Raw genomic sequence first — 12,911 nt, forward strand, 5'->3', positions numbered from 1 at the left:
GGCCGAAGATGCAAAAATTGTTGGACAATCAGTTGCCATTGCAGGAAAGATATGCAAGTGTGCTCCCACTGGTCGGAATGCAGCGAACACGTCGGATTGATCCGCTTTGGTGGATTGGCCCGGCATCTGAAAAGGCAGAGGAAATTGACCAGATTCCCAAAGGTACCTGCCGCGTCCGCATTGGGGGTCCGTCGGGACCGCGACCTCTTTAGACAGGCGGCATCCCCGCCAAATGACCTTGGATAGGCACACCGTGCCATGAAAATTGGAAGGAATACACGCGATGACTCAATTTCGACCGAAGTACGTGACCTTCGACTGCTACGGCACGCTCACCAATTTCGACATGGCCGGCGCAGCGCGACGCGTCTACGGCGAGCGCCTCTCCCCTGAAGCGATGTCAGCCTTCGTCGAGGCTTTCAGGGGCTATCGCCTCGACGAGGTGCTGGGCCCATGGAAACCGTTCGTTGAAGTGGTTCACAATTCAATCGAACGCAGTTGCAAACGCATTGGCATCCCGTTCAAACCCGAAGACGCGCAACGCATCTATGATGAGGTGCCAACCTGGGGTCCGCACCCGGACGTTCCGGCTGGCCTGTCCAAAGTGGCGAAGGAAATTCCGCTGGTCATCCTGTCGAACTCCATGAACAGCCTGATCATGTCGAACGTGGAAAAGTTGGGCGCACCCGTCCATATGGTAATCACGGCAGAAGAAGTCGGGGCATACAAACCTCTGATGAAGGGCTTCGAATACATGCTCGACAAGCTCGGCTGCGGACCGGAAGACATTACTCATGTCTCCTCATCCTTCCGCTACGACCTGATGACCGCCTATGACCTGGGCATCAAGAGCAAGGTCTGGGTCAACCGCGGCCATGAGCCCGCCAATCCCTATTACGAATACACCGAGATCAAGGATATCGGCGGGCTAGCGGCCGCCGTTGGCCTGGAGCCAGCCCTCAAGCGCGCCTGAAAAGTCAGGGCTCAGGCGCTGTGACGACGATGGATCGGGGCGGTCCGTTCGCCCCTTCTCTTTAGTCTGAAGGAGAGCAGGCATCGGCTTTCGGGGACCCAACCGCACGCGTGACCTGCTGGCCTTAGAGACGACGGTATGATCCGAGCTTAACGCAACGGCACGTGGGACTTAGCAGGCGTTTGTTGCGAGTCGCTATCGCTGTCCGCTTCCGCGTTTGATCGGCGAGTTCGAAATTGCACGGGTCGGCTAGTCTTCCTCTTCATGAGTGAAGACGTGGCCTGAGGTGACACTGAACTTCGACCCCGCTCGGCCTGTTTCCTGGGATCTCCCGTTTGACTGTGTTCACAGCATCTTGCGCAGGCATCCGAAACGGCTACACCGCACTGTGACCATTCACTCGTTCGAAAAACCGGCTATGCCCTTGATCTCGGTAAACTCGTGCAGTCCGAACTTGCCGTATTCCCGACCGTTGCCGGATTGCTTGTAGCCGCCGAAAGGGGCGGCACTGTCCCAGGCGGCGCTGTTGAGGCGGACGCTACCGGCGCGCAGCCTGCCTGCGAGCGCACGCGCTTCCTTCGGATCGCCCTGAATGTAGGCCGCTAGACCGTAGGGCGTATCGTTGGCGATCGCGATCGCTTCATCCTCACTGTCATAGCCGATGATCGACAGCACCGGGCCGAAGATTTCCTCCCGCGCAATCGTCATCTGATTGGTGACGCGCGCAAACACTGTCGGGCGCACGTAATAGCCGGAATTGAGATGCGCAGGGCGACCAGGGCCGCCGGCGACGAGCTCCGCTCCTTCTGCGATGCCGCGTTCGATCAACACCTGGATCTTGTCAAACTGGGCGGCGCTTGCGACTGGTCCGAGGTTGGTGCGAGGGTCAGATGCGGGGCCGACAACCAGCGCAGCCGCTTCCCTTTCAGCGATCGAGCTTGCTTCGTCCATTCGCTCGATGGGCACCAGCATCCGCGTTGGCGCGGTACAGGTCTGGCCGGAGTTGCCGAAGCAACGGCGTACGCCGGCGGCGACCGCGGCTGAGAAGTCGGCGCTGCGCAGGATGATGTTCGGCGACTTGCCGCCAAGCTCCTGATGCACCCGCTTGACGGTCGGTGCCGCCGCCTGCGCCACGGCAATGCCGGCGCGCGTCGACCCGGTGAAGGACACCATATCCACATCCGGGTGGCTGGCCAGCGCCGCACCAACCGTAGGCCCGTCCCCCTGAACGAGGTTGAACACCCCCTTCGGCACGCCGGCCTCATCCATGATCTCGGCGAAGATGACGGCGTTGAAGGGAGCGATCTCCGAGGGCTTCAGGACCATGGCGCACCCTGTGGCGAGCGCTGGAGCGACCTTGCAGGCGATCTGGTTGATCGGCCAGTTCCACGGCGTGATCATCGCAACCACCCCGATCGGCTCGTGCATGATGCAGGTGGTCCCCTGCATGTAGTCGAAGGCAAAGGTCTCGAGGGCCTTGATCGCCTGTTCGAAATGGGTAGCGCCGATGCCGGCCTGCTCGGCCCGGGCCATGGCGAGCGGCGCGCCCATTTCCCGCGAGATGATGTCGCCGAGCTCGTCATTGCGGCGCTTCAGGATCGTTACAATTCGCTTCAGCAGTTCGATGCGCTCGCCATTGGACGTCTGCGAGAAGGAGGCAAAGGCCCGCCGCGCAGCCGCGACCGCCTTTTCCGCGTCGGCGGCACTGCCGAGTGCGATCGTACCGATCGGCTGCTCCGTCGAGGGATCGATGACCTCAAGTGTTTTCGATACGGACGGCTCGACCCACTCCCCGTCGATATAAAAGCTGTGGGCGTGGTTCATTGGTGGCTCCCTTGAATGGCTCTTATCCTCTTTGCCGAGTGAAATTCCGATCCGTCCCGCGGTCGCAACTGTTTGCATTTGTGGGAGAGGATATGAGAATCGGAGACGTCGAACGGCGATCGGAGTGTGTACTGACCGAAGCTGAGGCCGATCACGGCGCCAGATTGTAAATCTCGGCAAGGTCGCTTAGATCCCAATTACCGCCAGACAAGACCGCACACACTTTTTCATCTGGCTTGACGTCTATGCCGCCGGCCAGCAGTGCTCCTATGCCGATGGAGGCGGCTGGTTCCGCGATCAATTTCGCATCCTTGGCGAGGGCACGCATTCCGGCAATGATGTGTTCGTCTTCAACAAGAACAATCTCGTCGACATATTTTTCGATAATCGGGTACGGATTTTGACCCGGAACGCTTAACCTCAGACCATCCGCGATCGTGTTCTTTAACGGAAGCGAGGTGCGCTCCTTGTTTTTCCGGCTGTAGAAATATTTCGGCGTCAAGGCAGGCTCTGCCGCGATAACGCGCACCGATGGCTTGGTTTCCTTAATCGCAGTGGCGATGCCCGAGATCAGCCCTCCACCGCCCAGGGGTACGATGACCGTATCCACATCTTCCAAGTCTTCGAGGATCTCACACCCGATCGTTCCCTGACCAGCCATTACGACGGGGTCCTCGAAGCCGTGAATGACCGCATAATTGTGTCCGTCCGCGATCTCGTAGACTTTTCTCCATCGAGCAGCATTATCACCATCAAAAAGAATGACTTCCGCGCCAAGGGCTTCTGTATTGGCGATCTTGATTTTTGGCGTGGTGACCGGCAGCACCAATATCACTTTTACGCCGAGCATCTTGGCTGCGTAAGCAAGCGCCTGGGCGTGATTGCCCGACGAGGTCGCAATGATCCCGTTTTCGATTTCTTCTCGGGGAAGCGAGAGAGCCTTGTTCAGGGCGCCGCGGATCTTGAATGCGCCAGTGATCTGAAGGGTTTCCGGCTTGAGGTAGAGCTGACAACCAGCCGCTTTCTCGATTTTGTCTGCACGCAGTAGCGGCGTGTGTCTGACGTGCGGCTGTAGCCGCTGCCGAGCTTCACGGATGTCCTGAATGGTCGGATAGTTGCGCATGGTGTCATGCCTCAAAAAACGGGAAGAAAGTGCCGACATTATTGGCTACAGCATTGCGATAAATTTTGCTGGCGGTCGTATTGTCTTGAATGGCCATCCCGGTGGAGTCAAAAATGGTGATTTCGGCATCACTTTCTCGTCCCGGCTTCCTCCCCAATAATACCTCGCCGATTTCACCGTGGATGTCGTCCTTGGTAATGATGTTTTTATCCAGCGGGTGCCAGGTCTCGCCCTTTGCCGCGCATTGCGAAAGAGAGTCGACGATGATTTTGGCGTTTCGGAAAAGCTCCGGATCCAGCTCCTGTTTGCCGCGCTGATCCGTGCCGATCGCAACGATGTGCGTACCGGGCTTCACCCAATCCGCTTCTACAAGCGACCCTTTTCCTCGGGTCGTCGTGATCAAAATGTCGGCCCGCCCGACTGCCTCCTTCTTCGAGCTTGCGACGGTGACGGGAATGCCGAATTCTCGCTCGATATCCGCCTTGTACTTGGAACTTGTTTGGTAGGTGCTGTCCCAGGCGTAGATCTCTTCGATCGTCATGATCTCGTTGATCGCCCGGATTTGCATTCTTGCCTGATTGCCTGTGCCGATCGACCCGATCGTCCTGGCGTTCTTTCTGGCCAGTGCCTTGACGGAGACGGCTCCCGCCGCTCCGGTTCTGAGGCCGGTGATCAAGCTTCCATCCATGATGCAAATCAACGCACAGCTCCTGGCATCAAACAGGAGAATGGTGCCCATGCTGTTCGGCACGCCGTGTTCTACCGGGTTGTTCGCGAACCCTCCGGAATGCGCCTTCATGGAGATTATTTCAGCGACTTTGTGGTAGCCAAGTTTGAAGTCGATCTCGCCACGCAGGGAGGGCAGATGAATTCCGATATAGTCGGGCTGTTCCACCTGATTGCTGCTGAAGGCCTTGTAAGCCTCTTCGACCGCGGTGATGACTTCCGTCATGCCGATAAGCCGCGCTACCTCATTCTTCTTGAGCAGCAGCGTTTCCATGCGTGACCTCTCTGTTCAATTCATTGGATGTGTCGGCGCATTACGACCCGACCTGCGCTGATCGTATCAAGCCTGCTGTAAGTCTATTGACCTTATTCGTGGAACCCCTGGCAGATTGTTTTATATCGCACGGCAATTTTGGTAGAGAGTACCGGCAGGTGCCCTTTGGAGCTTGGGCGGAGTGCTGGAACTATCACGCCACTCCAATCCTAACATAGGCGAATGATTGGGAGCTGACTCAGTCGATCTTCCTCGCTGTCGCGTAAGGTGCCGAATGACGAGCTTCCAAGGATCGGATCCTTTCCGCTACGCGAAATCTCGCAATGCAAGCCTCTACTTCGCAGGGCGCTTCGTTTCCGGCATGGCGGGTTGACTGGGCCTACCTGTCTGCGTCTGCCATCCGGACCGCGGATCACTTTGACCCAGCACTCACAAGGACAAATGATGTTTCCCTCCAGCATTTTGTGCTGATGTTCGGCAATCTCCGAGCAATTCAGATGTGAGTGCCGGGCTATGATTGGTCATAACTTAAACATTCCCCTGCAAAGCAAGGACGAAGCCCATGACTACTTTCCGGCCGAAATACATCACTTTCGACTGCCATGGCACGCTCATCAACTTCCAGATGGCGGAGGCCGCCCGCGATCTTTACGGCGACCGAATGAGCGAGCAGAAAATGCTGCAGTTCATCGCGGATTTTTCCGCATACCGCCTTGATGAAGTCATGGCCGACTGGAAGCCTTATGCGGAAGTGGTCCATAACGCATTGGCAAGGACCTGCAAACGCAACGGCATCCACTTCAAGGACGAAGACGCGCACATGGTTTACAACCGCGTTCCCACTTGGGGGCCGCATCCAGACGTTCCGGCGGGTCTTGCCAAGGTGGCCAAGGAAATTCCACTGGTCATTCTGTCAAATGCGATGAACTCGCAGATCATGTCCAACGTCGAGAAGCTCGGCGCGCCTTTCCACGCCGTCTACACCGCCGAACAGGCCGGCGCCTACAAGCCGCACTTCCGGGCGTTCGAATATATGCTCGATATGCTGGGTTGCGGCCCGGAGAACATCCTGCATTGCTCCTCCTCGTTCCGCTACGATCTGATGTCCGCACATGACCTCGGGATCAAAAACAAGGTTTGGGTCAATCGCGGTCACGAGCCGGCCAATCCCTATTACGGATATACTGAAATCGCGGGCATCTCCGGATTGCCCGGCGTCGTCGGACTTTAAGGTGCCCAGACAGATTTGAGAATCCCGATCCCGCCGGACCAATAACCAGTCGCGGTTTGCCGTGGATCGGGGGCGTCGCAGTTCCGCCGTTCGGCGGTGCGAAATACATTCACTCACGGGCAAGAATTTTCGGTGCCCGGAGCGAGACAATCGTGCTTCAGCAGCAAATGCCCGACCCCCATCGGGATCGATCGCCGCACTGGATGTCAAGCGACGATCGCTTCGGATGAGCAAGCCGCCCGAATTCAACAGTGCGAGGGTTTTAGTCGTGGGTGCCTCTAATGATGCGGTTTCAGACGGCAGTGCGCGTCATCTCGACGACAGCCCATCCGTCCGGGAGCCGTTCACTAAAGCATATTTTGAGGACGCTGCAGCTATTCTGGCGACAAAGCCGAGCTCTGCCGGAATACCGCTGTCCGAGTTGCTACTGCGCCACTACGGTGTAACGGGAGCGATCAGCGTTCTCTCCTCGGAGGCTGAGTGTACCGCGGAGGTCAAGCTGTTGACCGGCGACCAGTTGATCTTCAAAACGTCAACACGGCCCGAAGGAAGAGACAGTTTCCGCTTCCAGGTTGCGGCCCTTGCCGGACTGGAGGGCGCTTCCGGTTTTGCAGCTCCTCATATCGTGCGTACCAATGATGCTAGGTTGATGTTCGAAGAGGAGAAGGTTTGCGGCTATCTGCAGACCCGACTTTCAGGGACGCCGTTGCACCAGGTAACCGCAACTCGGGACGTCCTTTACAAGGTCGGCAAAGCGCTCGCCAGGCTCAGTTTGGCGCTCGAGCCGTTGAGCTTGCCCGCGATCCACCGTCCAGTTCTTTGGCATGTCGGGTGCTGGTCGAGGCTCATGGGACTGGAGGAGCATTTGCCTTCAGAGCCTGTCGCGGCATCCGTGCATCTTGCCATGAACAATTATGTCGAGTCTGTCGAGCCGCAATTGCGCGAGGTAGCATGGCAAGTCACGCACAATGATCCCAGCCCGTTCAACACACTCCTCACCGATCATAGTGTCGCGTTCATAGATTTTGGGGACGGCTGCTGGGGACCACGAATTCAGGATCTGGCGATTGCGGCAAGCCTGGTGGTGACAGACCCGTCTTTGGCTCTCGGAGGCGCAGAAGATCTCATCTCGGGTTATGCGTCGGTGCTTCCGCTTTCCGCGCTCGAGGCAAAGCTGCTCGTCGGGCTGATAAAGGCGCGGCAAAGCGCGCTCATCCTGATCAACTACTGGCGAGCCAGACTGTTTCCGGCAGAGGCAGCCTATATCAAGAAGAACGTGGGCCGCGCCGAACGCGGGCTCTCGATTCTATCGTCGCTCGGGGTCGAAGAGGCAGAGCTCGCTGTGCTGCGTGCGGTGGCTTGAGCCGGCGTCGCCGGGAGACGACCCAAGCTTTTCGTCAGTCGCCTTGGCAGTCAGAACGACAACTCGCGCCTTCTCGCGGATGAAACTTACAGGATCAAAGCTATGTCCACAGATCTCATGCCCAACCGCTTTACCCCTGGTGAGGCCACGATTCCACTGCGCGAAACTGAGCTTATCGCGCGCCGGGACAACGTACTTGGGAGCTCTTACAGGCTCCAATACCGCCGACCCGTGCATTTCGTTCGCGGCGAGGGCATGTGGCTCTACGATCCCGACGGACGTCGTTATCTGGACTTTTATAACAACGTGCCTTCTCTCGGGCATTGTAATCCAGAAGTAAACGCCGCGATGGCGGAACAAGCCAGCCGAATTAGCGCAAACACGCGTTATCTCGAACCGAGGCTTGTCGATTATGCAGAACGGCTTGTCGGCACGTTTCCTCAGGAGCTGAACCGCGTTGTGTTTACTTGCACGGGCAGCGAATCGAATGATCTGGCGCTCCGCATCGCCAGATTGGTTAGCGGCTGCGAGGGCGTGATCGTCACTTCTCATGCCTATCACGGCACAAGCGCGGCCACGGCGATGGTGTCGCCCAATTTGGGCGACGCCGTCAAGCTTAGTCCTGCCGTCCGGATGGTGTCGCTGCACGGGCCTGCCGGCGTCTCCGAGAAACAAGCTGCGGCATTCTTTGAAGAACAGGTCCGTTCGGCCATCGCCGATTTGAATCGACGTGGCATTGGCGTAGCAGCCCTGCTCTTTGACAGCATTTTCTCCAGCGACGGCGTATGGGTGGACCCGCCTGGCTTCATTGCGGGAGGGGTCAAAGCGGTCCGGGAGGTGGGTGGTCTTGTGGTTGCCGATGAAGTTCAGCCAGGCTTTGGGCGGACGGGCAAAAACATGTGGGGTTTTGAGCTGCACGAAGTCGTTCCGGACCTCGTCACTCTCGGCAAGCCGATGGGCAATGGATTTCCCATCGGCGCGGTTGTTGGCCGCAAGGCATCGATGGATCGCTTTGGCGCTGCCGCCCGTTATTCAAACACCTTCGGGGGCAATACGGTCGGGATCGCGGCAGCTGATGCCGTCCTGACCATCTTGTATCGAGACCGGATCAAGGAGCATGCGCATGTCATGGGTGAGCGCCTGAGGGCGGGATTGGAGCACCTTGCCATACGGCATCCTGGTGTTCGCGGTGTTCGAAATGCCGGCCTGTTCTTCGGCATTGACATCGGGCTGGACGGAACGGGGGCGGCCGGTCGACGCGCCATGGCACTGGAGATCGTAAACCTGCTGCGCGATGATGGCGTTCTAATCAGTACGACGGGCGCCAACGAGGATACACTTAAAGTTCGTCCTCCGCTCGTGTGCCAGGCGGAGCATGTGGACCGATTCCTCGAAGCCATCGAAAATGCGCTAAAAAAAGCCGCCGCGCCGGTGTGACATCAGCTGCCTCGCCGCCCGAATGGCACGCGCTATCTTCATCAGCGAAAGCGATATCCATGAAGTTAGATCGGATCGACATCAAGATCCTGCATGTTCTCCAGCAGAATGGCCGGATGACGAATGTTGAGCTTGCGGAGATGGTCAACCTGTCGCCGAGCCCCTGCCTCATGCGACTGAAAAAGCTCCAGTCGGAGGGCTATATCGAAGGCTACACGGCGCTCATCAATATCGCCAAGCTTGGGCAGGCGCTAACGGTGTTTACCGAGGTTACGCTGAAGAACCATCGGCAAACCGATTTTGCACGCTTCCTTGCTGCTATTGAGAAGATCGAGCAACTCATCGAGTGCCATGTGATATCGGGCGGGTACGATTATCTCTTGAAATTCGTGACGACGGGGATCGGCGAATATCAGGAGATCATGGAGCGGCTGATCGAGCTGGACGTCGGGATTGACAAGTATTTTAGCTACGTCGTGCTGAAGTCGCCGATCCGCAAGATGCAACTGCCGCTGACGAAGCTATTTCAACCCGGTTGACCTCCTCGCCCATCTCCGGGCGATCTAACTCGAGAACAAGGCGCGCCGCAATGAAGTTCTTCTCCTACTGACACGATACCGCCCCGGTTTTTGTCGGGGCCGCGGAGGGGCCTGTCGAGGGCCACTATGACATCACAGTGATCATCGACTTGCTGGGGCGCTCGTCAACATAACTAAGGACAGTTCCGGCGTGCCGACGGCGTCTGGTACGCGATGGGCTATGCCGACCATGGCGCCCAGCTTTCAACCCATCTCGGAATGCTGATTGCCGACGCAATCCTCGGTCGCCCCGACTGCAATCCGATGAAGAGGCTTGAATGGCCGGCCGTTCCAGGCCACTTTGGAACGCCGAGTTTCCTGCCGCTGGTCGGCATCTATCAAAAGATGCTGGACAGTTTCGCCTAGGAGTTCTTGCCCGAGGTTCCTGGCTTTGCGCGACGATCAGAGTGCGCCTACCTCAACTTTAGAGCCGTCGAAGAAGCGCGACAGGCGGAAGGGTGTGGGATCAACGCAAGGTTTGTCGTTAGCAACAAGGTCCGCGGCCAAGCGACCGATGCCTGGGCCAATGCCGAAGCCGTGGCCGGAGCCGCCGGCCGCCAGATAAAGGCCCTTCACGTGATCGGACGCCGAGATGACCGGCACCGCGTCAGGTGTGCAGTCCACATACGCGCCCCAACTGTCTGCGATTTCGACACCTTTAAGCGCCGGAAACTGCTCGGTGACGCCCTTGAGAATGGCCGCGATCGTCCGGCGGCTGGGCCTGGGGTCGAGAACCCGCATCCGCTCGAACGGTGACATGGTATCCTTGGTCCAGCTCGCCAGCGCTTCGGGTCCATGGAACATAGATCTGCCGACGCCGATCTGAACCGCTTTCAGTCGCTTCAGAAACATCGGCATGAACCAGCGTGCATATCGGATACCTTGCGGCGTGATATCCAGTGTCGCCCTGCCGCTGATCGCAAGCGTATAACTGCCATCCAATCTGCGGGTCAGCGAGCACTCTGGCGTATAGATCGCCTCGCCGAGACTGGCTGTAGGGCGCGTCCGAATTGCAGTCTGGCGCACGCTTGCCTGCGGGAACTGCACGCCGTACTGGCGGCAGAACATCGAAGCCCATGCACCGCCGGCGTTCAGAACGGTCTGCGACCTGATGATACCTTTTTCGGTGACCACTCCAGCAACTGCACCATTGACGATATCGAGGCCTCGTGCTGCACACTCCTGGTGGATGGTCGCGCCAAATTTGCGGGCGCCGCTCGCGATCGTCGGCGCGGCAATGGCCGGTTCGCCTTTGCCATCATCGACTGAATAGACGCCGCCGAGCCAGCGGCGGCCTTGTGCCGGAATTCGGTCGTGCGCTTCGTGGGCAGTTAGCATCTTGGTGTTGACATCGAATTGCCGGGCGATGTCAAGCCATTGTTCCCATTCCGCAAGCTGCTTAGGATTGTCCGTGGCGTAGAACAGACCGCATCGGCGGAAGCCGACGTCCTCGTCGATTTTGGCGGCAAACTGTTCCCACGCCTGCATGGAAATTCCCGAGAGTGGCAGTTCGCGCTGATCCCGGTTCTGCCGGCGGCACCAGCCCCAGTTTCTGCTGGACTGCTCACCGCCGATATAGCCCTTCTCGACCAAAGCAACCGAGCGCCCTCGCTCCGCGAGAAAAAATGCCGCCGAGGCCCCGACGATGCCGCCGCCGATGACGACGACGTCCGCCTTGGCGGGTAGCTCTTGATCGCTCTCTATACGTTTGATGAGTGGTGACATCGAGGCTGACCTGAACTGATTAGTTGGAGCTGTTTGCTGCTTGCCGGGCAGTGGCATCAGGCGGGAGCACGGCGATCGCGTCGACTTCGACAAGATAGCCGTAGTGGAGCTCGGCCACTGGAACCACGGTGCGCGCCGGGCGCGCCTCTCCCAGCCGTGCCGCATAGACCTGGTTGAAGCCGGGCCAATTGACGACGCCGACGATATAGGCCGTCACCCTGACGAGATCGCTCGGGGTAGCGCCTGCGGCTTCCAGGACCGCCAGCATGTTGTCGATGGCCTGTCCGGCCTGCCCAGCGAAACTATCGTCGGGAAGGGGCGCTCCATCGGGTCGGATCGGGAGCTGCCCCGATATATAGAGATGCTGACCGGCTAGCTTCGCCTGGACATAATGACCTGCAGGGCTGGGCGCACTATCGGTATTTACGGTTGTCAAGTGTAACATCACCAGCCTCCGAAGCGTGGCCAGCAGGCCTCAACGGCGTGCGACTGACCTTGGACAAGATGATAGGCTTGGTGCTGCGCCGCCGTCGCACAGGCATGGTTCGGCAGGATCCGCACGCGGTCTCCGACCCTCAGATCGGGCAGGCGAGCGTCCGACCCGGGCCGGACGGCGATAATGCCATGCTCCTGGTTGGCATCGGCAACGATGATGTCACGATAGATGTCGCCTTGGATGTTACAGACGAGGCCATATCCCTGGTCGACGGCTTGTTTGCTCGTGCCACGATCCCGCGACAGCGACATCCATCCCGCATCGGTTATGATCCAGCCTTTTTCCCGCTGATGCCCGATCACCGTTGCAAGAACGCTGAGCGCAATGTCGTCGACCTGGCAGACTCCGATCCCCGCCATCACGAGATCGAAGAATACGAACACGCCTGCACGGACTTCGGTCACTCCAGTAAGATCCTGCGCGTGATGGGCCGTCGGCGTCGAACCGACGCTGACGACGGGGCAGGGTAGCCCGGCACCGCGCAGAAGTTGCGCCGCTCCCACAACGGCCGCTCGCTCGGCTTCCGCATAGCGCTGCTGTGCCTCGGCCCCCCCACCCTTGTAGCTGTCGCCGGCATGAGTCAGAACGCCACGCAACTCCGCACCTGCCGCCAGCGCCTGCCCGATCTCCAGCAACCGGGCGTGATTGGCGGGCACAACACCCGAGCGGTGGCCGTCGCAATCGATCTCGATCATGGCTGGAATCCGCATTCCGGACTTTCTGGATGCCTCGGCAACCGCGAGCGCCTGCTCGACGGTATCCAGTATGACGACGATGTCGACGCCCTTGGCGCGCAGTTCGACGACGCGCGCGAGCTTTGCCGGGGCGATGCCGACCGCATAGATCATGTCGCGAAGACCATGGGTCGCGAATTGCTCAGCTTCCTTCAGCGTGGAGATTGTCGCAGGCCCTTCAGGGGCAATCATGACCCGCCGCGCGACGTCAATCGACTTTGCCGTCTTCAGATGCGGTCGTAGCGACACGCCCAGACCATCGAGCCGGTTCCTAAGCCGCGTGATATTTCGGTCCATCCGGTCCGCATCCAGAACCAGGCAGGGCGTTTCTAACGCCTCAAGAGTAGTCGCGGCCGCCAAGCGTGCGGAGGGGTCGAACGTCGCTAGATCCATGTGTCTGGTCTCCAAATTCGAAATTCACCTTGTC

The 12,911-nt window shown here is 58.8% G+C and carries 11 protein-coding genes and 1 pseudogene; 6 read left to right on the plus strand and 6 right to left on the minus strand.

Annotation, left to right across the window (positions count from 1 at the left end):
* Positions 1-283: 283 nt before the first annotated feature.
* Complete coding sequence (locus tag K6M89_RS25835; protein WP_097584393.1) at positions 284-973, plus strand: haloacid dehalogenase type II; 690 nt, start codon at positions 284-286, stop codon at positions 971-973.
* A 396-nt stretch (positions 974-1,369) separates the two neighbouring features.
* Here the strand turns inward: K6M89_RS25835 and K6M89_RS25840 are convergent, their stop codons facing one another.
* The 3 genes from K6M89_RS25840 to K6M89_RS25850 all read right to left on the minus strand — a co-directional run bounded on the left by K6M89_RS25840 (position 1,370) and on the right by K6M89_RS25850 (position 4,920).
* Entirely contained in the window at positions 1,370-2,797 is a 1,428-nt protein-coding gene (locus tag K6M89_RS25840; protein ID WP_222141472.1) for an aldehyde dehydrogenase family protein, read from the minus strand.
* Between the two features lie 151 nt (positions 2,798-2,948).
* Positions 2,949-3,920 (minus strand): threonine/serine dehydratase family protein, encoded by a 972-nt coding sequence (locus tag K6M89_RS25845; RefSeq protein WP_222141473.1) that lies wholly within the window; start codon positions 3,918-3,920, stop codon positions 2,949-2,951.
* 4 nt (positions 3,921-3,924) lie between these two features.
* A complete protein-coding gene (locus K6M89_RS25850) occupies positions 3,925-4,920 on the minus strand; it encodes an ornithine cyclodeaminase family protein (RefSeq protein WP_222141474.1) in 996 nt (331 codons plus the stop codon).
* 562 nt (positions 4,921-5,482) lie between these two features.
* Here K6M89_RS25850 and K6M89_RS25855 point away from each other — a divergent pair.
* The 5 genes and pseudogenes from K6M89_RS25855 to K6M89_RS25875 all read left to right on the plus strand — a co-directional run.
* Positions 5,483-6,151 carry a haloacid dehalogenase type II gene (locus K6M89_RS25855; RefSeq protein WP_222141475.1) on the plus strand — a complete coding sequence of 223 codons (669 nt, stop codon included), beginning with the start codon at positions 5,483-5,485 and terminating at the stop codon, positions 6,149-6,151.
* A 226-nt stretch (positions 6,152-6,377) separates the two neighbouring features.
* Positions 6,378-7,514 carry a phosphotransferase enzyme family protein gene (locus K6M89_RS25860; RefSeq protein WP_246642688.1) on the plus strand — a complete coding sequence of 379 codons (1,137 nt, stop codon included), beginning with the start codon at positions 6,378-6,380 and terminating at the stop codon, positions 7,512-7,514.
* A 102-nt stretch (positions 7,515-7,616) separates the two neighbouring features.
* A complete protein-coding gene (locus tag K6M89_RS25865; RefSeq protein ID WP_222141476.1) occupies positions 7,617-8,951 on the plus strand; it encodes an aspartate aminotransferase family protein in 1,335 nt (444 codons plus the stop codon).
* Between the two features lie 59 nt (positions 8,952-9,010).
* Positions 9,011-9,490, plus strand: a complete 480-nt coding sequence (locus tag K6M89_RS25870) for an Lrp/AsnC family transcriptional regulator (RefSeq protein WP_097584403.1) — start codon at positions 9,011-9,013, stop codon at positions 9,488-9,490.
* Positions 9,491-9,644: 154 nt separating this feature from the next.
* Positions 9,645-9,895, plus strand: a pseudogene (locus K6M89_RS25875) (FAD-dependent oxidoreductase); the annotation flags it as partial.
* 36 nt (positions 9,896-9,931) lie between these two features.
* On the opposite strand, the gene K6M89_RS25880 reads toward K6M89_RS25875, so the two are convergent.
* The 3 genes from K6M89_RS25880 to K6M89_RS25890 are packed head-to-tail and all read right to left on the minus strand — an operon-like array spanning position 9,932 to position 12,877.
* A complete protein-coding gene (locus K6M89_RS25880) occupies positions 9,932-11,254 on the minus strand; it encodes an NAD(P)/FAD-dependent oxidoreductase (protein WP_222141477.1) in 1,323 nt (440 codons plus the stop codon).
* Between the two features lie 19 nt (positions 11,255-11,273).
* Positions 11,274-11,699, minus strand: coding sequence for a RidA family protein (locus K6M89_RS25885; protein ID WP_222141478.1), 426 nt, complete (start codon positions 11,697-11,699; stop codon positions 11,274-11,276).
* Positions 11,699-12,877 carry a DSD1 family PLP-dependent enzyme gene (locus tag K6M89_RS25890; RefSeq protein ID WP_222141479.1) on the minus strand — a complete coding sequence of 393 codons (1,179 nt, stop codon included), beginning with the start codon at positions 12,875-12,877 and terminating at the stop codon, positions 11,699-11,701. Before K6M89_RS25890 ends, K6M89_RS25885 begins: the two co-directional genes overlap by 1 nt.
* Positions 12,878-12,911 lie beyond the last annotated feature (34 nt).

The organism is Rhizobium croatiense (assembly GCF_019793465.1).
Classification (GTDB): Bacteria; Pseudomonadota; Alphaproteobacteria; order Rhizobiales; family Rhizobiaceae; genus Rhizobium; species Rhizobium croatiense.

Excerpts from the sequence above, each read along its gene's own strand:
- K6M89_RS25845 (WP_222141473.1), bottom strand. The coding sequence starts at position 3,920 with ATGCGCAACTATCCGACCATTCAGGACATCCGTGAAGCTCGGCAGCGG.
- K6M89_RS25865 (WP_222141476.1), top strand. The coding sequence starts at position 7,617 with ATGTCCACAGATCTCATGCCCAACCGCTTTACCCCTGGTGAGGCCACG.
- K6M89_RS25870 (WP_097584403.1), top strand. The coding sequence starts at position 9,011 with ATGAAGTTAGATCGGATCGACATCAAGATCCTGCATGTTCTCCAGCAG.
- K6M89_RS25835 (WP_097584393.1), top strand. The coding sequence starts at position 284 with ATGACTCAATTTCGACCGAAGTACGTGACCTTCGACTGCTACGGCACG.
- K6M89_RS25850 (WP_222141474.1), bottom strand. The coding sequence starts at position 4,920 with ATGGAAACGCTGCTGCTCAAGAAGAATGAGGTAGCGCGGCTTATCGGC.
- K6M89_RS25880 (WP_222141477.1), bottom strand. The coding sequence starts at position 11,254 with ATGTCACCACTCATCAAACGTATAGAGAGCGATCAAGAGCTACCCGCC.
- K6M89_RS25890 (WP_222141479.1), bottom strand. The coding sequence starts at position 12,877 with ATGGATCTAGCGACGTTCGACCCCTCCGCACGCTTGGCGGCCGCGACT.
- K6M89_RS25885 (WP_222141478.1), bottom strand. The coding sequence starts at position 11,699 with ATGTTACACTTGACAACCGTAAATACCGATAGTGCGCCCAGCCCTGCA.
- K6M89_RS25855 (WP_222141475.1), top strand. The coding sequence starts at position 5,483 with ATGACTACTTTCCGGCCGAAATACATCACTTTCGACTGCCATGGCACG.
- K6M89_RS25860 (WP_246642688.1), top strand. The coding sequence starts at position 6,378 with ATGAGCAAGCCGCCCGAATTCAACAGTGCGAGGGTTTTAGTCGTGGGT.
- K6M89_RS25840 (WP_222141472.1), bottom strand. The coding sequence starts at position 2,797 with ATGAACCACGCCCACAGCTTTTATATCGACGGGGAGTGGGTCGAGCCG.